This window comes from Koromonas soli (assembly GCF_059726265.1).
Genome location: NZ_AP040872.1, coordinates 1,026,569 through 1,049,942, shown reverse-complemented (window position 1 = coordinate 1,049,942; position 23,374 = coordinate 1,026,569). Strand labels below are relative to the sequence as shown.

The following is a 23,374-nucleotide window of genomic DNA, read 5'->3' as shown; positions in this document are numbered from 1 at the left end:
TCTCTTGAAACTGAACAATTAAGAAGGCGGCCCGAGAGCCGCCTTCCCTTTTTTACATTGCGTTCTGCTCTATGCGCCAGCTGCTTTCGCGGAGCCTAGGTATGCATTGACATGCTCCGCAGCCTTACGGCCTTCTGCGATTGCCCACACAACGAGCGACTGCCCACGGCGCATATCGCCAGCGGCGAACACGCCCTCAACCGAAGTCATGCCGCGCTCGTTGGTAGCCACGTTACCGCGCGCATCCAGAGCAACACCGAATTGCTCAAGCATGCCATTGCGAACAGGACCAAGGAAGCCCATTGCCAGCAGCACCAGGTCAGCCTCGATGACGGTTTCCGTTCCGGCTATAGGCTCGAACCTCGGTGGCGGCCCGACCTGCACAATGTGCATCCTCTTCACATTTCCATCGGCATCACCTTCAAAGCGAAGCGTGTTCAAGCTCCACTCGCGCGTGCCCCCTTCTTCATGCGAGCTCTCAATACGCAATTGCAGCGGCCACAGTGGCCACGGCGTCTGCTCGGAACGCGTCTCCGGCGGCTTGGGCATGATTTCAAACTGCCTCACACTGGCCGCACCCTGGCGCAGGCTGGTGCCGAGACAATCGGCGCCCGTGTCGCCACCGCCGATGATCACGACCTTCTTACCCGTCGCAACTATCGAGGTCTCCTCTGGCATCGCATCGCCCAGCACGCGATGCGTTTGTTGCGGCAGGAACTCCATTGCAAAATGGATGCCCTTCAGCTCGCGCCCAGGCAACTTCAGATCGCGCGGCGATTCCGAACCACCGGCCAACACTACTGCGTCGAACTCCTTGCGCAACTGTGCCACATCAAGATTCACGCCCACGTGAGCGTTCGTCACAAACTTCACACCTTCGGCTTCCATCTGTTTCAAGCGCCGATCGATGACGTGTTTCTCCAACTTGAAATTCGGAATGCCATATCGCAACAGGCCGCCAATACGATCGGCCTTCTCATACACCGTCACATCGTGTCCTGCGCGCGCGAGTTGTTGCGCGGCAGCCAATCCGGCGGGGCCTGATCCAACAACAGCAACCTTCTTCCCGGTCTTCTCCGGCGCTGGCTCGGGAGCGATCCACCCTTCCTCCCATCCACGTTCAACAATCGTCTTCTCAATTTGTCGAATCGTGACCGGAGGCTGATTGATTCCGAGCACACACGAAGCTTCGCACGGTGCTGGACAAATGCGTCCCGTGAACTCCGGGAAGTTGTTCGTCGAGTGAAGACGACGGACAGCTTCTTCCCAGCGCTCGTGGTACACAAGGTCGTTCCAGTCAGGGATATGGTTGTTCACCGGACATCCCGAGTGGCAGAAAGGCACGCCACACTCCATGCAACGTGCGCCCTGCTGTTGCACGCTCGCAGCCGGGAATGGCTGATAAATCTCAAACCAATCCTTGATGCGTTCTTCCGGCGCACGGCGCTGCGGCAGTGCTCTATCGAACTCCAGGAATCCCGTTGGCTTACCCACGTTGCACCTCCACGGCTGCGACCGCGGCCATCTCGCGCAACCCAGTATATTGCGTAGTTCTGCGTTCCACTCCCAGCACCCTCTTCAACTCGTGTGGGAACACCTTGACGAAGTGCGACAGCACAGACGTCCAGTTCGCAAGGATTTTCTTTGCCTGCGGACTGCCTGTACGCCTTGCGTGCTCCTCAACCAGCGCCGTCAGGATGCGCACATCTTCCGCGCCCATCACCGGCTCAAGATCGACAGAGGTAAGGTTGCAGCTCTTCTCGTGGAAGTCGCCGCGCTCGTCATACACGTAAGCGATACCACCGCTCATGCCCGCAGCGAAATTCCTGCCGCAAGGCCCAAGCACGACAACGACGCCCTTGGTCATGTATTCACAGCCGTGATCGCCGACGCCTTCAACTACTGCAGTCGCGCCCGAGTTACGAACTGCAAATCGCTCGCCAGCCACACCGCTGAAGTAAGCTTCGCCACTCGTCGCTCCATACAGCACGACGTTGCCGACAATGATGTTTTCTTCCGGACGGAAGCGAGAGTTGCGAGGAGGATACACTGCTATGCGTCCGCCGGAGAGACCCTTGCCGACGTAATCGTTCGCATCGCCCTCAAGCGTCATCGTGATTCCCTTCGCCAGGAATGCCCCGAAGCTCTGTCCTGCCGAGCCATTGAAATGCAGGCGAATCGTTTCATCCGGCAACCCGTCCGCGCCATAACGACGCGAAACTTCGCCACTGAGCATGGAACCAACCGTGCGGTGCACATTCTGAATCTTGAATGACTCTTCTACGGGCTTCGCCTCTTCGAGCGCTGGCTTCACGGCGCTCATCAATTGATGATCTAGCGCCTGTTCCAACCCGTGATCCTGCTTGTGGATGCAATGGCGCGCCACGCGCGTCGGCAACGGCGGCGTATAGAGAATCGTAGAGAGATCAATTCCCTTCGCCTTCCAGTGCTCGGTCGCGAGCCTCGCTTCGAGCTTGTCCACTCTTCCCACCATGGCGTCGAAAGTGCGGAATCCGAGTCGCGCCATGTATTCGCGAACCTGCTCAGCAAGGAAGAAGAAGAAGTTGATGACGTGCTCAGGCTGGCCTGCGAAGCGCGCACGCAACACCGGGTCTTGCGTCGCAATGCCCACAGGGCAGGTGTTCAGGTGGCACTTGCGCATCATGATGCAGCCCATCGCAATCAGCGGCGTCGTCGCAAAACCAAACTCTTCGGCGCCGAGCAATGCTGCAATCACCACATCGCGTCCGGTCTGCAACTTGCCATCGGTCTGCACGCGAATGCGGCTGCGCAGATCGTTGAGCAGCAGAACCTGCTGCGCCTCAGCCAATCCCAACTCCCACGGAATGCCCGCGTGACGAATCGAGCTGAGAGGCGAAGCTCCCGTACCGCCGCTATCACCACTAATCAGCACTACGTCTGCATGCGCCTTGGCAACGCCAGCCGCAACCGTGCCTACGCCGACTTCGGAAACCAGCTTCACGCTGATGCGCGATTGCGGGTTCACATTCTTCAGGTCGTAGATGAGCTGCGCAAGATCTTCAATCGAGTAGATGTCGTGATGCGGAGGAGGCGAAATCAGCGTGACTCCCGGCGTCGAGTGTCGCAACCGTGCGATGACCTCGTCCACCTTGTGTCCCGGCAACTGGCCGCCTTCACCCGGCTTCGCGCCCTGCGCCATCTTGATCTGCAGTTCGTCCGCGTTCACCAGATAATGCGCTGTTACGCCGAAGCGAGCCGAAGCTACCTGCTTTACTGAACTCCGTCGCAGATCGCCGGTCTCATCACGCTGGAAGCGTGCTGCATCTTCGCCACCTTCTCCCGTGTTGCTGCGGCCGCCAATACGGTTCATGGCAATCGCCAGCGTTTCGTGTGCTTCTTTGCTGATCGAGCCATATGACATGGCACCGGTCGCGAAGCGCTTCACGATCTCCTGTGCCGGTTCCACTTCGTCGAGCGGAATTGGTTTTTCGAGTTCCTTCAGCTTCAGCAATCCGCGCAGAGTGCATAGCTGCTTGTTCTGCTCGTCGATAAGATCCGTATATTCCTTGAAGGTCTCCGCGTTACCCTTCCTCACGGAATGCTGCAGCTTGGTGATCGTCTGCGGATTAATCAGGTGGTACTCGCCATTGATGCGGTGACGGTACGCGCCACCGACTTCCAGTTCTAACTCGGATTGATTGCGCGGCTTGAATCCATACTCATGACGCAGCACTGACTCGCGCGCGAGCACATCCAGCCCCACTCCCTCGATACGCGAAACCGTGCCGGAGAAATACTCCTTCACGAGATCGCGGCTCAGGCCGATAGCTTCAAACACCTGCGCACCGCGATAGCTTTGCAGGGTGGAGATGCCCATCTTCGAGAAGGTCTTCAGCAAGCCCTTATCGATGGCCTTGATGAAATTCTTTACCGCCTTCTCTGCCGTAATCTCTTCCGGCAGCAGGCCGCGCGAAACCATGTCTTCCAGCGTTTCAATCGCCAAGTACGGATTCACGGCACTCGCTCCATATCCGATCAGCAGAGCAAAGTGCATCACCTCGCGCGGTTCCCCGCTCTCCACAAGCAGAGCGATCTTCGTACGCGAACCCTCCTTGACGAGATGATTGTGCACCGCGGCCAACGCAAGCAGCGATGGAATCGGAGCGTATTCCTTGTCGATGCCACGGTCCGAAAGAATCAGCAGCGTATAACCCGACTCCACGGCAAACGATGCGCGGCGGCACAGGCCATCAAGTCCGCGCTTCAACCCAGAACCATCTTCTTCCACGCGGAACGCCGCCGAAAGCGTAGTCGCCAACAGGTCGCCGCTCGATACGCGACGCAGCTTCTCCAGGTCGCGATTCGTCAGCACCGGTTGAGGAAGCTTCAACGTATGGCAGTTCAGCGGGCTTTCGTCGAGAATGTTTCGCTCGGTTCCGATATAGCTTGTGAGAGACATTAGCAGGTCTTCGCGAATCGGATCGATCGGCGGATTCGTTACCTGAGCAAAGAGCTGCTTGAAATAGTTGAACAGTAGCTGCGGCTTATCCGAAAGGCACGCCAGCGGCGTATCGACACCCATCGATCCAATCGGCTCTTCGCCGTTGCGGGCCATCGGCTCGAGAATCATCTTCAGATCCTCTTCCGTATAGCCAAACACGCGCTGGCGCGTGATGATCGATTCGTGGCTGGGGCCTACCATACGCGTAGGCTCAGGCAGTTGATCCAGCGTGACCTGGTTCTGCTTGATCCACTCCGCGTAGGGCTTGCGGGATGCAAGCTGCTGCTTGATTTCGTCGTCGCTCACGATGCGGCCAGCAACGGTATCGACCAGGAACATGCGGCCCGGCTGCAAGCGTCCCTTGTACTTCACGCGCTCCGGCGGAAACTCCAGCACGCCAGCCTCCGACGAAAGCACGACGAGATCGTCGGTCGTCACCACATAGCGGCCCGGACGCAGGCCATTGCGGTCAAGCGTTGCGCCGATCAGGCGGCCATCGGTAAAGGAAATCGAGGCCGGTCCATCCCATGGCTCCATCAGCGATGCGTGATACTCATAGAAAGCGCGCGTCGCGGGGTCCATGTGCTGATTGCGCGACCAGGCTTCGGGAATCAGCATGGCCATAACGTGCGGCAACTCGCGTCCCGAATGCAGCAGCAGCTCCACCGCATTGTCGAACGATGCCGAATCGCTGCCGCCCGGTGTAATCACCGGCAGAATCTTCTTCAGGTCCTCGCCAAACAGCGACGACTCCAGCAGGCTCTGGCGAGCGTTCATCCAGATGACGTTGCCCTTCACCGTGTTGATTTCGCCATTGTGCGCTACATGGCGATAAGGATGGGCTAGCGGCCAGCTCGGGAACGTGTTGGTTGAGAATCGCTGGTGAACCAGGCACAGTGCGCTCTTCACGAGCGGATCGCTCAGCTCGGGGTAGAACTTCGTGATCTGGGGAGCGAGCAGTAGGCCTTTGTAAACGATTGTGCGGCAGGAGAGGGAGGGAATATAGAAGTTGTTGCGGCCTTCAATGTCGGAGTGGGCGATTTTATTCTCGATCCGCCGCCTTACAACGTAGAGCTTCCGTTCGAAATCGCGTTCACTGAGCGGCGTTGGCGTCTTTAGGAAGATCTGCTCGATGTACGGCTGCGATCCGCGTGCTACGCGCCCAATCGCGCTCCCATCCACTGGCGTGTCGCGCCAGCCGAGCACCTCCAGGCCTTCTTCCTGGATGATCGTCTCGACGACGCCCTCGCATTGCAGGCGCTCCAGCTTGCCTACCGGCAGGAAGACCATTCCCACCGCATAACTACCCTGCTCGGGCAAGACCATGCCCTGTGCTGCACATTCGCGAGCGAAGAACTCATGTGGGATCTGAATCAGCACGCCTGCGCCATCGCCTGTTTCGGGATCGCAACCGCAAGCTCCGCGATGTTCAAGGTGCTTTAGCACCTCGATACCCTTCTCTACGATCGAGTGGCTTTTCTCACCGCGAATACTCGCGACAAATCCAAGGCCGCACGCGTCGTGTTCATTTGCAGGATCGTAGAGGCCCTGTGCTGCTGGCAATCCGCTGACGTGCTGTGATTGGTGATCCTCGTCGTGCACTTCTTTGTTCTCTCGCATTGCTCTCCTGGTGCGCTTGCAGGGGCGCTTATTACTCAAACATGATCCCTAAAACACAAAGCCCGCCATGTTTGGGATTGGCGGGTAAGTAGTGCTCGGGCTGCTTAAGATTGCCTGATGCTATCCCCCGCTAGCGGTGGTAATTCGCTTAAGTACGCTAATTGTGCGTACGCCAAGCGTCACCGGTGTTGTCAGCGGGGATGTAGCCATGTGAATCATGATTGATATCCGAGATTAGCCGAGATCGCAGCGAGAGTCAACGGGTTACAGGACAAAACAGGCAGAAAACATAGAAATAACCGTGTTCCGCGCGGCTTTCGTGCATATGCGGTTCCGTAACCGAACAATGCATCAGGTGCACACCTGAAGGCTCTCTCAGCAGATCACCGGCCAGTGTGATACTATGTTTTCAGTATCTCGCGAAGTTGGATGCGCGATTCTGAGTTGACCCTCCAGGAACTACTGCGATTCGATCTCAAAATCCCCTCCCACAATCAAGCAGGATATGTGTTTCCGCGCGCACACACATACCAACTCGCGCGCACAGATAGAGAGAAGAAGAAAACCATAGAATGAGTACATTTCAGGAAATGCCGCTCACAGCGCAGCTGAAGCAGGCGCTTGCGGCAAAGAAGTTTGTTACACCTACCCCAGTTCAAGATCAGGCGATTCCGCCAGCCCTCGAAGGCAAAGATGTAATTGCAACGGCCCAGACCGGTACCGGCAAAACCCTCGCGTTTCTGATCCCCGTAATGGAAATGTTGGCCGCGGTGCCAGCAGGCAAGATCAACGCCCTCGTGCTGGTTCCCACGCGCGAGCTCGCCATCCAGGTACACGAGCAGTACGAAGCGCTACGTTCAGGCAAAGCGCCACGCGCTGCCCTGGTCATCGGCGGATTGAGTGAGAAGACTCAGATCCGGGCACTGCGCTCGGGAGCACGCATTATCGTTGCGACTCCTGGCCGCCTTGAAGACTACATGCGACGCAAGATCGTCGATCTGCGCTCGATTGAAACCCTAGTTATGGATGAAGTCGATCGCATGCTCGACATGGGCTTCCTGCCCGCGATTCAACGCATTCTGGCCGCCCTGCCCGTGGAGCGTCAGACCTTGTGCTTCTCGGCAACGCTCGAGAAATCGGTTCAGGGATTGCTCCTGAAGTGCACGCATGAGGCCGTTCGCATCTCGATTGGCAACATTTTGAAGCCAGCCGAAACCGTGCAACTGCAGGCCTACGAAGTTCCCGCCATGCAGAAGACTCACGTCCTGCGTGAGCTGCTCTACTCCGAGCCCGGCAAGACGTTGATTTTTGCCCGGACCAAGCGCGGCACTGAACGGCTTGCCAAGGACCTGATGCGCGATGGATTTGCCGCCTCCATGATTCATGGTGACCGCACGCAGAATCAGCGTTCCGCGGCGCTCGCCGGTTTTGAGGCCGGAAAATTCCAGGTGCTGGTGGCGACCGATGTTGCAGCTCGTGGCATCCACGTGGGCGACGTCGCTCATGTAGTCAACTATGATCTGCCCTCGATTGCCGAGGACTTCATCCACCGTGTCGGCCGCACTGGTCGCGCCGGATTAAAGGGCCGCGCAACCAGCATCGTCAGCGGTGCTGAGATGATCGAATTGCGTCGCTTCGAACGCACGCTGAAGCTGCACATCGAGCGTAAGGACATGGGCAAGATGCGAAAGGCCGCTCCGGCCAGCATTCCCATGGCGATTACGCAGATGCGCAAGAGCACCAACACTCTGCGTTCGCGCACACTGAATAGCCTTCCCGGCGAAGTCTTCGCTTAAGATTTCATCGCATAAACTAAACGCCAGAGGCGCAAGCCCCTGGCGTTTTTCGTTGTGCCTCTTTCAGAGCTACTGCGCCGTCCAGCCGCCGTCCACGGGAATGCTTGTGCCCGTGATGTTCTGTGCGCCTTCCGAACAAAGGAATACCGCGAGATCGCCGATGTCGCTGGTTTTGGTGAAGCGCAGCGAAGGCTGCTTTTCGCCGAGCAATTTGTTGCTTGCCGTCTGCTGGTCAAGGCCTTCGCGCGCGGCGCGGTCATCGATCTGCTTCTGCACGAGCGGTGTCAGCACCCATCCCGGACAAATCGCGTTGCAAGTGATTCCGCTCGTTGCTGTTTCCAGAGCTACCGTCTTGGTGATGCCGATGATGCCGTGCTTGGCGGCAACATAGGCGACCTTGCCCGCCGAGGCTACCAATCCATGAGTGGAAGCAGTGTTGATCAGCCGTCCCCAGCCGTTCTTCTTCATTCCTGGCAACGCTGCCCGGATGGTATGGAATGCGGAGGAAAGATTGATGGCGATGATCTGGTTCCAACGATCGACCGGAAAATCTTCAATGTTCGCTACAAACTGGATTCCCGCGTTGTTGACGAGAATATCGACGGAGCCAAGTTGCTTCTCGGCGTCGCGAATCAATGCTTCACATTCCTCTGCCTTCGACAGATCCGCCGGATTGTACAGGACCTTGACGCCGCATTCCTTCTCAATGGTGGAGCGTAGTTGCTCAATCGCCTTGGCATCCCCAAAGCCGTTCAGCATGACGTTGGCACCTTGCGCGGCAAGCGCTCGGGCAACACCTTCTCCAATGCCGCTGGTGGAACCTGTAACTACTGCGTTGCGACCTTTCAGCATTTTGACCCCCTGAGTAATGTACGGACTCTGCTCTGAGATCCGCAATGAAGAGCTTTGAAATGACACTGGGGCCACTGTCCTCTGCCCCGAGCGCAATTACTTTATACTTTTTGCCTCGATCAAGGAACTACTTCCAAGCGGAAATTCTCCACCGCCTCGACTATCACGCCAACAGAAAAGGCGGACACATGGTCCGCCTTGCTGCTCTAGCCCGCCAACGCGTCAATCGCGGTTGACGTAAACGATCTTGCCTGAACTCGAAGCGTACACGCGCTTCTTCTGCCCCAGTAATCCATTCACTTTCTTCTGCTGAAAATCCGGCACGAACAGAAAAACCCGAATATCCGAATTCCATAACCGCACCAGGTCCTGATCCTCAAGGAAGATACGTGGCGCGTCCGGGAACGTCGATCCGAACCACATCGAGGTGCTGCGCCCATTCACCAGTTCCACTGAATGATGCAAATAGAACACAATCGATGAGCCAAACGACTGGTCCCCATAGATCAGTACCTTGTCTTCCGGCTTTACCTGCTGTTCGATCTTTGCCGCCAGATTGCGCGAGCTGAGATACGGGTCGAACCGGATCAGCGCCACATGCGCCGCCGTCAGGAAGATGGTCATCGTCACGGCCAGTGCCCAGTTCGCGGCAAAGTTCTTCCGTTTCAGCCTCAGGAAAATCTCCGTCAACGACCCAAACAGCAATGCAATCACCGCCAGAACAGCAGGAAGCCTCAATGCCGCGAAAGACTCGCCTGTAAGGTCGAGCGCATGCCCCATCGAGAGCGTGTCGTTCTCCAGGTTCGTCTGCGCCAGCACGTCGCCAATATCAGGCACAAAGGGCAGACGCCTTGAAGACCACAGCCCGGCAATCAGCACCATCGCAAACGCCACCCGAACCACCACGCTGACCGCCGAGGTTGCGAGCAGCCAGCTCTGCCTGGCCCCTGTCGTTTCCACGTCCCGCTCTTCTCCGGACACGGCCGCGCCCAGCAGCAGAAACATCGCCAGATACGCCGGAAACGTGTAGTACTCCTGATTGGTGGACAGAGAGAAGAACAGCAGCGTTACCGAGGCCCACAGCACGCAGATCCAGCGGGTGCGGGTACGGAAATCCAGCGGCTTCTGCTCACTCCGCGACTGTTTGAAATCAGCCCAAAGCCTGCGCACCGCCAGCGGCAGATACACGCTCCACGGGAACAGCCAGACCAGGTGCAGCGTCCAGTAGAGATATCCCGGGAGCTTGTTGTAGTCCTTCGGCACGCGCTTCCCGAGGAAGCGCAAAATGTGTTCGTTAACGAAATAGAACCAGAAGAAGCCGTGATGATCGCCAACCGCCGGATTCCGCAGCCCTGCCAGGATGTGCCACGGCGCTGCAATCACCACAAACAGCAGCAACCCCGAGCCGACATGGAACTCCCGCCACCGCCGCCATTCTCCGGTGATCGCCAGATACACCGGGAGCGTCAGTCCAATCACCACCAGCGCCAGCAGTCCCTTGGTCAGCACGGCCAAAGCCAGCAGCACGTACCCGGCGTACCACTCCCACCGTGCGCCTTTCCGATCCAGCGCCGCGACAAAGCAGTAGAATGCCGTGGCAATCAGCAGGCTGAGGATCGCCTCCGGAATCATCACGCGGGTAAAGAGATAGCACCCGGCTCCCGTCGCGGTGAAAAGCCCCGCATACAATCCTGCGCGCTGTCCAAAGGCCCGCTGCCCCCAATGCATCCCAAGCAAAACCAGCAGGAACATTGCCGTGATTGTGGGCAGCCGCGTGGCAAATTCATTTACGCCGAAGATGCGATAGCACCCCGCTACCATCCAGTACATCAGCGGCGCTTTTTCCAGGTAGCGCACGCCATTGATGTGCAATGTGACGTAATCGCCGCGCAAGTTCATCTCGCGGGCGGCTTCGGCATGTGAGGTATCTACGTCGTCCTGTAAGGCAGGAGAGAAAGCGGAGCCGAGATAGACAGCAAGGAATAAAACGAAAACCGCGGTCCAGGCAAGCCTGCGCGATGAACGAGTGGTTAGAACGTCCAAGTCATATTTCCCGTAAGAAGGTTCGTTCCCATCCTACCAGCTTCGTACCTCGCGCTGCCCGCAATCCACGAGTCGCGATGGAATCGAGTAGTTCGGATTACTCCACATCCATGTGGGGGTTCCAGCCTTCGTCCGGGTCGCAATCCGCCGATTCGGAGTGAACCGCGGCTTCATCATGGGAGATATATGGCTGCCCCGGCAGGATCGGTCCCCCGCACAGCTCGCATACCAGCATAACTGCGGCATCGTCTTCCATCACCAGCATAAGAACCTCCGATTGCGACCGAAACAAATTAGAACCGGAGCCGCAATCGCTTGCCGTGACGCAAATCACCTGGGCTGGTGCTGCAGAGCAAGCGGCTCATTGCACAGCTACGTAATCCTTCGCCTTCCGCTGTTGAGCCGCTTTGATGAAGGCACCCGTGCGCTCGGCCACAAAGTCCATCATCTCCTTCGTGATCCCCGGATACACGCCAATCCAGAAGGTCTGGTTCATGATCGTGTCAGTGTTCTTCAGCGGTCCCGAAACCCGATATTGCACGTCTTTGTACGCAGGCTGCCGAGTGATATTTCCGGAAAACAGAAGCCGGCTGCCAATCTTGTTTTCGTCGTAAAACTTCAGGAGTTCCAGCCTGGAAAACAGAGCATCATCTTTCACCGTGAGCGTAAATCCAAACCACGACGGCTCCGAATTCGGTGTAGGCTCTGGCAGCATGAGAAATTCCTCGTACGGCTTCATCGCCTGATAGAGGTACGCATAGTTCTCACGCCGCTTCGCGATGAATTCCTCGACTCGAGCCATCTGCGCCAATCCCACCGCGGCCTGGAAGTCCGTGATCTTCAGGTTGTAGCCCACGTGCGAGTACACGTATTTGTGATCGTAACCCGCGGGCAGATCCCCCAATTGCCACTGGAAGCGCTTTCCACACGTGCCATCCTTGCCGGGATCGCACCAGCAGTCCCTACCCCAGTCGCGGAACGACTCTACAAGCACCTTGAGTTCGTTATTGTTGGAGAAAACCGCTCCACCCTCGCCCATCGTAATGTGGTGAGCCGGATAGAAGCTCAACGTGCCGATATCGCCAAATGTCCCAACCATCTGGCCGTCGAACTTCGCGCCCAGAGCGTCGCAACAGTCCTCAATTAGCCAGAGATTGTGCTTTCTCGCAATCCTGAGCACTTCCGCCACATTGAACGGATTTCCCAGCGTGTGCGCAACCATGATCGCCTTGGTCTTTTCGCTGACCGCCGCCTCGATCTGATCCACCTTGATGTTGTACGTCGGAATCTCAACATCGACGAACACGGGCACAAGCCCGTACTGCACCATCGGATTCACCGTCGTGGGGAACCCTGCCGCAACGGTGATGACCTCATCGCCCGCGCGCAGTGCTCGTTCTCCCAGCTTCGGAGAAGTCAGCGCCGCGATCGCCAGCAGGTTCGCCGAAGAACCCGAGTTCGTCGTTACGGCCCAGCGACTGCCCAGGAATTGCGCCAGCTTGCGCTCAAACTCCGCATTGAAGCGTCCTGTCGTCAGCCAGAAATCCAACGCCGCATCCACGGCGTTGCAAACCTCTTCAGCCCCAAACACCTTGCCCGACGGCGGAATCACGCTTTCTCCCGCGACGAAACTTTTCGGAGCGTGGCGCTGATTCGTATATTCGGTTACAAGCTTAAAGATCTGCTGGCGTAGTTCTTCTTGTGTCATGCACTCACATCCGATGACTTTTGACTTTTCTTGCTCACATACAACTCGATCTGCTCAAGCGTGCAGGCCCGCATATCGCCCCCGGCATAAAACTCCCGGTACCACTCTGCCGTGTGCGCCAGTGTCTCATCAAAGCTCCATCGCGGAGCCCAACCCAGACGCGATCGCGCCTTCGATGAATCCAGCTTCAGCAGGTGTGCTTCGTGTTTCGCGTTTTCCTCTTGGATGATCCGCCAAGTCGCGCCGTCTCCCCATTGCTTCGAGAGATAGCTGACCAACTCGCCCACCGTGCGCGCATCCGAGTCCGAAGGCCCGAAATTCCAAGCCTCAGCATACCCCTGCCCATCGGCAAACAAACGCTCGGCCACTTCCAGATAACCCGACAGCGGCTCCAGCACATGTTGCCATGGCCGCACCGCATCAGGATTTCGAACCCCTGCCACTTCCCCGCTGCCCCAGGCTCGCATGATGTCCGGCACCAGCCGATCCAGAGCCCAGTCGCCTCCGCCAATCACGTTTCCCGCCCTTGCCGAAGCCACCGCAACCTCGCCAGCAGGAGCAAAAAACGAACTGCGATACGCCGCTGTCACCAGTTCCGCACACCCCTTGCTGTTGCTATAGGGATCATGGCCGCCCATCGGTTCCGATTCGCGATAGGGCCAGTGCCACTCCTGGTTTTCATAACATTTGTCACTGGTGACAACCACCACTGCCCGAACGCTTGGCGTCCTCCGCACCACATCCAGCACGTGAACTGTGCCCAGGACATTGACTGCGTAGGTCTCAACCGGTTCCTGATAGGACAGCCGCACCAGAGGCTGCGCTGCCATGTGTATCACCACATCCGGCGCGAACTCCCGCATCGCGCGATCCATCAACGCCAAATCGCGAACATCTCCGCGCACTGATTGCAACTCGCCGTCCAGCTTCAATAGCTCATACAAGCTTGGAGTGCTCGGAGGCTCCAGCGCATACCCGCACACCTTCGCGCCCATCGAGAGCAGCCACATCGCGAGCCAGCTTCCCTTGAAGCCCGTGTGCCCGGTGACGAATACCCTTCGCGATTTCCAGAAGTTTATGTCCATATCTTCCACGGCGCGTTTCCGCCAGCCCACAGCCCTTCCAGATGATTTTTGTCCCGCAAAGTATCCATCGGCTGCCAGAACCCACGATGATGAAACGCCCGCAGCTCACCGGCTTTGGCGATTCGCTTCAGCGAATCCTGCTCAAATGCGGTTTGATCGCCATCGATATACTCGCCCACCTTCGGCGAGAGCACGAAAAAACCGCCATTGATCCATTGCCCATCTCCCGCCGGCTTCTCCTGGAAGTCCTCAACGGCATTACCCTTCATTATCAGCGATCCGAAACGTCCCGCCGGTTGTACCGCCGTCAACGTCGCCAGCTTCCCATGCTGATTGTGGAACTCGATTGTGCGCCGAATATCCACATCAGCAACGCCATCGCCATAGGTCATCAGGAAGCAATCGTCATCCTTCACGTGCGGCAGTATGCGCTTGATTCGCCCGCCAGTCTGCGTTTCCCCGCCCGTATCGATCAGCGTCACGCGCCACGGCTCTCCGAAGTGCTTGTGCACCTTCATCGTGTTCTTTTCGAGATCGAAGGTGACGTCCGAGGAGTGCAGGTAATAGTTGGCGAAGTATTCCTTGATGAAGTATCCCTTGTATCCCAGGCAAATGATGAAATCGTTCACGCCATAGGTCGAATAGATCTTCATCACGTGCCACAGCATCGGGAAGCCGCCGACTTCCACCATCGGTTTTGGGCGCTGGGTTGTTTCTTCGCTCAGGCGGCTGCCAAGGCCACCCGCCAGGATCACTGCCTTCATAGGCCCTCTAACGTTCGAGAATTCCTGAATCGTAACACCAGTCGCTCCAGTTCGCGCCCACTAAAAACGGAGCCAGGGGCGCCGTAGCCATACGGCCCGCCTGACTCCGTGAATTCACTTCACCACAATTTGCGGCACTCGTCCGCGCCGATTGTTAGTAACGATACGTGTCAGGCTTGTACGGTCCTGTCACCTGCACTCCAATGTAATCAGCCTGTTTCTGCGAAAGCGTCGTCAGCTTGGCGCCAATCTTTTCCAGGTGCAACCGAGCCACTTCTTCATCCAGATGCTTCGGCAGCGTGTACACATCCACCGCGTAGCTGTCGCGGTTCTTCCAAAGATCGATCTGCGCCAGCGTCTGGTTCGAGAAGCTATTTGACATCACGAAGCTCGGATGTCCGGTCGCGCAGCCCAGGTTCACCAGTCTTCCCTCGGCCAGCAGGAAAATCGAGTGGCCATCCGGGAAGGTGTACATATCCACCTGCGGCTTGATATTCGTGCGCCTCACGCCCGGAGCGTTGTTCAGCCGATCGACCTCGATTTCGTTATCGAAGTGGCCGATATTGCACACAATCGCCTGATCCTTCATGCGCGCCATGTGCTCGAACGTGATGATGTCCACGTTGCCGGTGCAGGTGACGTAAATGTCTCCCGTACCCAGCGTGTCTTCCACTGTCGTCACCTGGTATCCCGCCATCGCCGCTTGCAGCGCGTTGATCGGATCGACTTCCGTCACGATCACTCGGGCGCCCATGCCGCGCAGCGATTGCGAAGAGCCCTTGCCCACATCGCCATATCCGCAGATCACGGCCACCTTGCCTGCCATCATTACGTCGGTCGCGCGCTTGATGCCGTCCGCCAGCGATTCGCGGCAGCCATACAGGTTGTCGAACTTCGACTTTGTCACCGAGTCGTTGACATTGATCGCCGGAACCAGCAGCGTGCCCTTCTCCTTCATCTGGTACAGGCGATGCACGCCAGTCGTCGTCTCTTCCGAGACGCCGCGCCACTCGGCCACCAACTGATGCCAGCGCTGCGGATTTTCCGCATAGATCTTCTTCAGCAGGTCCTTGATGACCTTCTCTTCGTGCGAGTTCGATGCCGAATTCACCCAGTCCGAGCCGTTTTCCAGCTCATATCCCTTGTGGATCAGCAGCGTGACATCGCCGCCGTCGTCCACCACCAACTGCGGCCCTTTGCCATCAGGATGGCTGATCGCCTTGTACGTGCATTCCCAGTACTCTTCCAGCGACTCGCCCTTCCAGGCAAACACCGGAACCCCCGTCACGGCGATGGCCGCCGCGGCATGATCCTGGGTGGAGAAGATGTTGCAGCTCGCCCAGCGCACGTCTGCGCCAAGTTCAACCAAGGTTTCGATCAGCACCGCCGTCTGAATCGTCATATGCAGCGATCCCGTGATGCGAACGCCCTGTAACGGCTTCTCAGCCGAGTATTTGCGGCGGATTGCCATCAGGCCCGGCATCTCGGCTTCCGCGATGGAGATCTCCTTGCGGCCCCACTCGGCGAGCGAAAGGTCGGCAACCTTAAAATCGGTAAGAACTGGCGTGAGCTGTGATCCCAAAGAAATATCCTCCAGCGGATTCTGTGCACTAAGTAGTTACTTACATTATAACGTCCAACCCAGTTTGCGGATAGGTTGCAGGATAGCCAAGCCGTCCTTTGTCATACGCCTTAGCCTAAAAAATTCGGGCCGCTCTTAATCGGCCCGTGGCGATCGCCCAACGACGGGGCAAACTCCTCATTGACAAGGGTTTTCGCTCTGCGCCCCTGCCAACTTCGCATCCACCAGGCAAGCCGTGTCGAAATACTCCTGCTGCCCATGCTTCTGCCAGACCAGCACCGACACTTTGCCGTTTGCCGTCGGAGCTGAAACCTGCACTCTGCGCTCCGAAGTCGGCTCTGCCTTTCCACTATTCGCCGCAAGCGCCTCGTTCACGACGCGCCCCTGGAGGTTCCCGTTATCCGTGAAGCTCCAGCCCAGGATATGGGCCAGTGTCCTTGAGACATCCGCATTGCTCACCGGCAATTGGTCAACGTAGCCCTTCTTGAAGTCCGGCCCGATCGCGGCCATGTTGTTGAACGTGTTGTCGCGGCTCAGAGTTCCGTGCATGCCCTGCCCTTCCTGCAGCGACGAGTCTGCAATCTGAACGGCGGTCATCAGCGGGTTCTGCGCATCCAGAGCAAAGGTCTTGAAATTCACAGCGATGGAGGGCGTCGGCAGCTTCGCCGAACCCACCAGCCCAATTGTGCTCAGCGGCAGCGCCCCCGGCACCTTGCCAAAGCTGTCATCCACAAACAATCCGCCGACATAGTCCTGGCCCGACAGGAACGCCACAATCTTGCGCACCGTGTTGTAGTCGTGATCCGGCACATAGATCAGGTCTGAACCGCCGTTTGCAGCGACAACCACCTTGGCATCCGTCTGGTCCAGGATCGTGCCCGTCCCGCCAATCAACCCATCGCCGCTCGCCGGATGCTGTCGCACCGTCGCCGTCTGCTGCGGCACGGTCGGATCTACCGGCTCATACACCTTGCTCCCATTCACCGATATCTGGTTATCCGGATCGTATAGCGGCAGTCCGAGCATGTGTGCCAGATCAATCGCCAAGAAGCCCACCGGCAGGAACCCGGTATTTACCTCCTGCACTCCAGCCGTGGTTTTGTAGATGAACGAAGCCGCGTAGCTTTTCGTCGTCGTGCCCTGCGCATCCACCTCGTGCTTGCTGATCGTCGCAAACCCGTGGTCCGCCGTGACAAACACGTCGGTATTTGCCGCCAGCACCGGATTGCTGCTGATGTAATCGAGAATCTGCTTTAGGTTGTTGTCGGCATTCTTGATCGCTGCTTTCGAGGTCGGACCGTTGATGCCCGGCACCAGCTTGTTCAGGCTGTCGCCCTGATTGTGCTGCGAGCCATCCGGATCGCGCGACCAATATACCAGCGCGAAAGGCTTTCCGTTTTGTGCAAACGTCGGCAGCACCGCCTTTGTCGTTGCATCCACAAACCACTGCTGCTGTCCGAGATTGGCACTTAGCGTCCCGGGAGTCGTGTTGTTGCCCGAGGGCTGATTGCGCGGGGTCGGAACCATTCCCAGCCCTGCACTCGTCAGCGCCGCTGCAATCTGCGCACTCAAAGGCACACCGGAAGCCGATCCCGTTGCGTCGTCGATGATGACCGTCTTCGGCACGACAAAAGCCTTCGATACTGGGTCCACCTGCGACGCATCCTGAATCGCCACCGGACCGAGCTTGCCAATCGCTGCCGTGTTGTACCCCGCACGGCGAGCGAGACTCAACAGCGTTTCCTCATTTAGATAATTGCCGTTGTAGTGCTCGTCGAGATCACCCAGAATCTGATCGTTCTCCACAAACGGAGTGACCGTCCCCGGCGCCAACCCAAAGTTCCCGGTATTAAACACCGGATACCCCGAGTACAACGTATTGCTGAAATCTCCCGTATCGCCGATGTAATGCCCTGTAGCAATCGACGCCGCATTCGCAGTAGTAAACGTCGGAAACATCGAGTGGCTGTTTGCGAAGTACACCCCGTTTTGCCTCACACTCAGCAGCGTAGGAGCGTCGGTCGCGTTCACCGATCCCGGCCTCAACCCATCCGCGACAAATATGATCACGTTTCGCTGAGCGGCCTTACTTCCGCTGCTCACACTCTGGGCCGCAACGTTGATTACGGCAGATACACACAACACAAGCACAAAAGAGACCAGTGCTGGCTTCTTCATTCCTTACGCTCCTTGCAGGCGAGACAAATGTCTAGCCCGGTAATTACAGCCTGTTCTGGGAGGCACACCTCGGCGCCGATCTCGGCGCAAGGTGCGCAACAAGATTCAGCTCTGGCTATTTGCAGGATCGATTCGAATCAGATGGGTTAGAGGCAACGGCAGTAGAAACAGGAGACATTCGGGCAAACGCATGCACAACCTCCAGCGTGGGGGCTCCTTCGCGGACTCTTGCAACTCCTTGGAGCACCACAACCGTTGCTGGAGGTATAGCCTTCTAAAGTTAACTGCTGATGACGGCACTATTGAAATTACGTGAATCGAGAGCTTTGGCTGCAAGATTCTCGCTCACGAATGGAACGGATCCTCCCACGACTCGTCCACGGCTGGTTCCGGCGTCTCAATCGGCAGATTCACCACGATCGGCTCTTGCCCGCTGCGCACAATCACTGCCTCCACCGGCTGATCCTTGGTCGCGTTCAGTTCCTGATGCGGAACGTACGGCGGTACGAAGATAAAGTCGCCCGGCCCCGCTTCGGCCACAAACTCCAGCCGCTCTCCCCAGCGAAACCTCGCTCTCCCCCGGACGATGTACAGCACCGTCTCCAGTTCCCCATGATGATGCGGTCCAGTGCGAGCCGCCGGCTGTACAACCACCGTTCCCGCCCACAGCTTTTGCGCCCCCGCCCTTGCATGCGTAATCGCCGCTGCCCGCGTCATGCCCGGAGTCTGCGGCGTATTCATGTCCAACTCATTCGCGTGGACAATTCGGATCCCGTTCTTTTCCCAATCAGGATGATTGCTCTGTGCGTCGCTCATATGTGTTGCGCAATCGTCTTGCGCACGAACTTAGATGACTTGCACTCGCCCCACGACGCACTCCGCGATGGGCATTGCACAACAAGAATCGCCACCAGCATTCCCGTGATCTAAATGCTAGGAGATCGAAATCCTTATGCCTAAGATCGTTCGTTTTGATAAGCTCGGCGGCCCTGAAGTTCTGACCTTCGTCGAGGAATCCACGCCCCAGCCCGGCCGGGGCGAAGTTCGCCTGCGCGTGAAAGCCGTGGGGCTCAATCGCGCCGAAGCTCTGTTCTACCGTGGCAAGTATCTTGACCGCCCCAAACTTCCGACCGGCATCGGATACGAGGCCGCCGGTGTGGTCGAAGCCGTAGGTCCCGACGTGGATCAATCCTGGGTCGGCAAATCGGTCGCGACCATCCCTTCATTCTCCATGAACCAATACGGCATGCTCGGCGAAGGAGTGCTCGCCCCCGTGTACGCCCTCGGCGAATACCCGCCCAAGCTCTCCTCCGAAGAAGCCGCCGCCATCTGGATGCAATACCTGACCGCCTACGGAGCTCTCATCCCCATCGCGCATCTGACCCGAGGCGACTACGTCGTCATTCCCGCCGCCTCCAGTAGCGTCGGCATTGCTGCCCTCGAAATTGCCAAAGCCGAAGGCGCCATCTCCATCGCCACCACCCGCACCAGCGCCAAGCGTGACGAGTTGCTCTCACTCGGAGCTAATCACGTCATTGCCACTGAAGAAGAGGACTACGTAGCACGCGTCAACGAGATCACCGGAGGCAAAGGCGTTCGCGTCACCTTTGATCCTATCTCTGGCCCCTTTGTAGAAAAACTTGCCGAGGCCGCAGCGCCCGGCGGAATCATCTTCGAGTACGGTTCGCTCTCCATGCAGCCCACACCATTTCCGCTGACCATCGCCCTCCCGAAGGGGCTCTCAATCCGCGGTTACTCCATCATGGAGGTCACGCAAAACCCTGAGGAACTCGCCATCGCCAAGAAATACATCTACGACCGCCTTGCCGACGGACGCTTCCGCCCCAAGGTAGCCAAGGTCTTCCCATTCTCAGAAGCAATCGATGCGTTCAGGTATTTGGAATCCAACGCGCAGGTAGGAAAGATCGTCATCAAGGTCGCGTGACGTGAACTCCATGAGTTGTCCCACATTCGCCTCACTGGCGAGTGTGGGTCAACTACAAGCCTGGCTTCAGGATGACGCCTACGCCCCGCGCCCCACTGATCAGCACCGTCAGCGGGCGTTCCAGCCGTATATGGCGTACCACGCCGAACTGTTCCACAGCAGGCTGCTGCGCCATCCACTCCCAATCCACAATGCCTTCCCCAAGATCAGGATTAATCGTGAAGTACGCCACGCGAAACGCCGTCAGATTCTGGAAGAAGTGACTTCCTTGGGAAGGCGTCACCCGCAGATCACGGAACCCTGTCTCGACGATCACGCGCGCTCCCGACACCTGGTCCCACGTCACAGGAATCCCGAGCCACGGATCTTTCGATCCCCAGCGTCCGACACCCACCAGGACATAATTCGTGTTCGCATTCACGAGTTGCGCGTTCAGCCGTGCCACTATCTCCGCCACCTCGACGCTGTCGTTGCGATGGAAGCTCTCATAGTCCACCACCACCAAATCGCGAAGATCCTCGATGCGCCCATTGCCAAGCACATGCGAACTCCGGCACAGAATGCTCGTAGGCTCCGCCGCTTCGATCGCAAAGTCTTCCGTTGCTCGCGAGCAGATAAGCGGCCTCATCTGGAGGAACCCAACCTCGGAAGGCTCCGTAGCGTTTCCCATGCGCACCGCAAACTCGATCTCCACCGGACGCCCCAGCGCCTCCGCGCCCATCTTTTGCAGATACTCGAGCAGCGCAGCCAGCGGGAAGATCGCATGCTTCAGGATGGGCGCAAAGGTCACGACCCGCGCACCGGGACGGCTCATTCCATCGTAGATTGCATCATTGTCGCGAGAGTAAGTCGATGCGACATACTGCAGCGTTCCATCCTTCTCCGCCATGCGGATCGGATACGCCCGCTCGCGCAAACGTTCTGCTCCGCGCTCCACGCCTCTTCTTGCCGCAACCGCAGCGTCACCTGCGCCAGAGGGATTCCCCACAACACCATCCGCCGCTCCGTGCCCATCCAACTCCAGCGCCATGAACTCCGTCTGCGAATTCTTCAGTATGTCCTCTACGCTCGAAAACTGGATCATGTGCCGCGGATAACGTGGGCAGAACGACAGCGATTTGCCGCCGTCCACCACCGTGCGGCCCAACCCTAGCGCGACAGTCGCAATGCCATCGTTCGGCTGCAACGGCTCCGAAGGATAGAAATTCCTCGACCGCACCACACCAGAGAAGTCTGGATAATAGCGCGTTCCATGCTCGGCCCCCACCACCTCCTGGATGATGACCGCCATCTTCTCCTCTTCCAGTCGGAACGGAGTCGCATGAATGTATCCCTTCGCGTGCTGCGTGTAGGTCGAGGCGTACACGCGCTTGACCGCCTCGATCAGCTCCTCCAACCGTGTATTCAGCTCCGCGTCGCAGTTGGCGAGCATAAATGTGTCATACACGCCCGTGAAGGGCTGATACTGCGAGTCCTCCAGCAGACTCGAAGAACGCACCGCCAGCGGCACTCGTGTCTCCCGCAGAAAAGACGCCAGCGCTGCGCGTAACGCCCTCGGTAGCGACGCCTCCAGAAACCGCCTTAGCAGCTCATCGTCGTTCGTGCAGCGAATCGCGAATGCCTCAAGATTGTTCTCCGCTAGAAACTGCTCAAACAGATCCGTCGCCAGCACCAGCGTGTTCGGCACCGCCACTCTCACATCTGGGAATCTCTGATTGACGCTGTACTTGTGCAGCAGATGCCGCACAAAGGTCAGACCACGCGCCTTGCCCCCCAGCGAGCCGCTGCCAAATCGGAGGAAGTATCCCGACGATGGCTTGAAGTGCGAAGGATCGAAATCTCCTACCAGCACCTGCTTCTGCTCGCGCCTGTAGTCCCGAATCGTTTGCAGGCAATGTGCTCGAAGCGCCTCGGCGTCCTGGAAATCCACCACGCGCCGCGGACGCAGCTTCTCCGCCAGCGCCAACTCCGTGCGCGCAATCAACCAGTGCGAGATGTCGTTGCGCTCGCCATGAAAGATCAGTGACTCCGCCGGAATGTGCCGCAACTGCGACTCCATCGCATCCAGATCGCTCGCCCGCCCTACTTCCCTGCCATTCGCCAGCCTGAACACGAAATCGCCAAATGCAAACTCGTGCGTCAGCAGCTTTCGCATGTCCGTCAGCAGCGTGTCCGAGCCCTTGCGCAGAAACGCAAATCCCTCCGCATTGGCTCGCCCCTGAAACTGCGAGTCGCTCGATTGCAACACCACCGGAATATCCGGAATCGTCCTGCGCACCAACCTCGCCAGCTCAAATCCGGCTTCCGGATCAAGGTGCCCCGCACGCGGAAACTCCACGTCCGACACCACGCCAAACAGGTAGTCGCGATAGCGCTCGACAATCGCAATCGCGCTCTCATAATCCTGCGCCAGCAGAATCTTCGGACGCGCCCTCATGCGCACCAGTTTGTGCGCCAGGTTATATCCCTCGCTCAGCACGCGCCGCGACTGCGTAATCAGCGCCGTGTAGATTTCCGGCAGCAGCGCCGAGTAGTAGCGCACATCGTCTTCCACTACCAGCACCACAGGAACGCTCATCTTCAGCGTGTCGTGCGCCACATTGCGACGGTCTTCCACCGACTTCACGATGGCCAGCAGCAGCCGCGGATTTCCCTGCCACAAAAAGACCTGCTCAATGCCCTTCAGCTTCTGCCCATCTTGCGCATGTCGCGCCATCAGCGCCTGCACTTCCTGCAGGTCAAAAGCCAGCACCGCGACAGGAATATCCATCCCCGCCCGGCGCACCGCCGCCGCCAGCTCAAGACAATCCATATCGCTCAGGTGGACATTGGAGATGATCAGGTTGTAGCGCGGCTGTGTGCGAGCAAGTTCCAGCGCCTCTGCCGCCGTGCTTACATGCGTGATTTCAGGCGTGTGCTGCAAATGCAGCTCAATCGACTCGCCAATCAGCAGCTCGTTCAGCCGCCCATCCTCGCGCAGCATGAACGAGTCATACAAACTCGAAACCAGCAAAATATCCTGCACGCGAAACGGCATCAGGTTTTCGAAGCGCTCAAACAATCGCTCCGGATCGGCAAACAGCTTCGCATTGGCACTTTCGACTGGCGGCATGGTCTCGCGCAACATCCTACACCGGTAGCCCATATCCGCCTTCTTTTGGCGAATGTGGGGAGCAGCGAATGTGAAAATCTCTATTCCAAAAACAATCCCGGCAAGGATAGCGCACGCCGCGAGCTTGTTTTCTCACCCTGCGCCACGCGTCCCTGCCGGGAGATTATGCTGCCAAGGCCTTGTTTTGCCGAACGGCAGCCCTATCG

General features: G+C 58.0%; 14 protein-coding genes. 2 read left to right on the top strand and 12 right to left on the bottom strand.

Going from position 1 to position 23,374, the window contains the following annotated elements; translation table 11 throughout:
• Positions 1-69: 69 nt before the first annotated feature.
• Together AC6IY8_RS04570 and gltB are read right to left on the bottom strand one after the other, a co-directional pair.
• Positions 70-1,494, bottom strand: a complete 1,425-nt coding sequence (locus AC6IY8_RS04570) for a glutamate synthase subunit beta (protein ID WP_497777520.1) — start codon at positions 1,492-1,494, stop codon at positions 70-72.
• Positions 1,487-6,103, bottom strand: a complete 4,617-nt coding sequence (gltB, locus tag AC6IY8_RS04565) for a glutamate synthase large subunit (protein ID WP_497777519.1) — start codon at positions 6,101-6,103, stop codon at positions 1,487-1,489. Before gltB ends, AC6IY8_RS04570 begins: the two co-directional genes overlap by 8 nt.
• A 572-nt stretch (positions 6,104-6,675) precedes the next feature.
• Here gltB and AC6IY8_RS04560 point away from each other — a divergent pair.
• Positions 6,676-7,899, top strand: coding sequence for a DEAD/DEAH box helicase (locus tag AC6IY8_RS04560; RefSeq protein WP_497777518.1), 1,224 nt, complete (start codon positions 6,676-6,678; stop codon positions 7,897-7,899).
• 69 nt (positions 7,900-7,968) lie between these two features.
• Here AC6IY8_RS04560 and AC6IY8_RS04555 read toward each other — a convergent pair whose 3' ends face one another.
• The 9 genes from AC6IY8_RS04555 to AC6IY8_RS04515 all read right to left on the bottom strand — a co-directional run bounded on the left by AC6IY8_RS04555 (position 7,969) and on the right by AC6IY8_RS04515 (position 18,927).
• Complete coding sequence (locus tag AC6IY8_RS04555; protein ID WP_497777517.1) at positions 7,969-8,751, bottom strand: 3-hydroxybutyrate dehydrogenase; 783 nt, start codon at positions 8,749-8,751, stop codon at positions 7,969-7,971.
• A gap of 222 nt (positions 8,752-8,973) precedes the next feature.
• A complete protein-coding gene (locus tag AC6IY8_RS04550; protein WP_497777516.1) occupies positions 8,974-10,794 on the bottom strand; it encodes an ArnT family glycosyltransferase in 1,821 nt (606 codons plus the stop codon).
• A 97-nt stretch (positions 10,795-10,891) separates the two neighbouring features.
• The gene (locus AC6IY8_RS04545; protein ID WP_497777515.1) at positions 10,892-11,053 is read right to left on the bottom strand and encodes a hypothetical protein; all 162 of its coding nucleotides are present in this window, start codon (positions 11,051-11,053) and stop codon (positions 10,892-10,894) included.
• 102 nt (positions 11,054-11,155) lie between these two features.
• Positions 11,156-12,502: a lipopolysaccharide biosynthesis protein RfbH gene (gene rfbH / locus AC6IY8_RS04540; RefSeq protein ID WP_497777514.1), complete on the bottom strand. Its 1,347-nt coding sequence runs from the start codon at positions 12,500-12,502 to the stop codon at positions 11,156-11,158.
• Positions 12,499-13,587 (bottom strand): CDP-glucose 4,6-dehydratase, encoded by a 1,089-nt coding sequence (gene rfbG / locus AC6IY8_RS04535; protein WP_497777513.1) that lies wholly within the window; start codon positions 13,585-13,587, stop codon positions 12,499-12,501. Before rfbG ends, rfbH begins: the two co-directional genes overlap by 4 nt.
• Positions 13,578-14,351, bottom strand: coding sequence for a glucose-1-phosphate cytidylyltransferase (rfbF, locus tag AC6IY8_RS04530; RefSeq protein WP_497777511.1), 774 nt, complete (start codon positions 14,349-14,351; stop codon positions 13,578-13,580). Before rfbF ends, rfbG begins: the two co-directional genes overlap by 10 nt.
• Positions 14,352-14,505: 154 nt before the next feature.
• Positions 14,506-15,933 (bottom strand): adenosylhomocysteinase, encoded by a 1,428-nt coding sequence (ahcY, locus tag AC6IY8_RS04525; RefSeq protein WP_497777510.1) that lies wholly within the window; start codon positions 15,931-15,933, stop codon positions 14,506-14,508.
• Positions 15,934-16,110: 177 nt separating this feature from the next.
• Positions 16,111-18,111, bottom strand: coding sequence for an alkaline phosphatase family protein (locus tag AC6IY8_RS04520; protein WP_497777508.1), 2,001 nt, complete (start codon positions 18,109-18,111; stop codon positions 16,111-16,113).
• Positions 18,112-18,456: 345 nt separating this feature from the next.
• Positions 18,457-18,927, bottom strand: coding sequence for a cupin domain-containing protein (locus tag AC6IY8_RS04515; RefSeq protein ID WP_497777507.1), 471 nt, complete (start codon positions 18,925-18,927; stop codon positions 18,457-18,459).
• Positions 18,928-19,063: 136 nt separating this feature from the next.
• On the opposite strand from AC6IY8_RS04515, the gene AC6IY8_RS04510 reads away from it, so the two are divergent.
• Positions 19,064-20,056, top strand: a complete 993-nt coding sequence (locus AC6IY8_RS04510; protein WP_497777506.1) for a zinc-dependent alcohol dehydrogenase family protein — start codon at positions 19,064-19,066, stop codon at positions 20,054-20,056.
• A gap of 52 nt (positions 20,057-20,108) precedes the next feature.
• Here the strand turns inward: AC6IY8_RS04510 and AC6IY8_RS04505 are convergent, their stop codons facing one another.
• A complete protein-coding gene (locus AC6IY8_RS04505) occupies positions 20,109-23,168 on the bottom strand; it encodes a PEP/pyruvate-binding domain-containing protein (RefSeq protein ID WP_497777505.1) in 3,060 nt (1,019 codons plus the stop codon).
• Positions 23,169-23,374 lie beyond the last annotated feature (206 nt).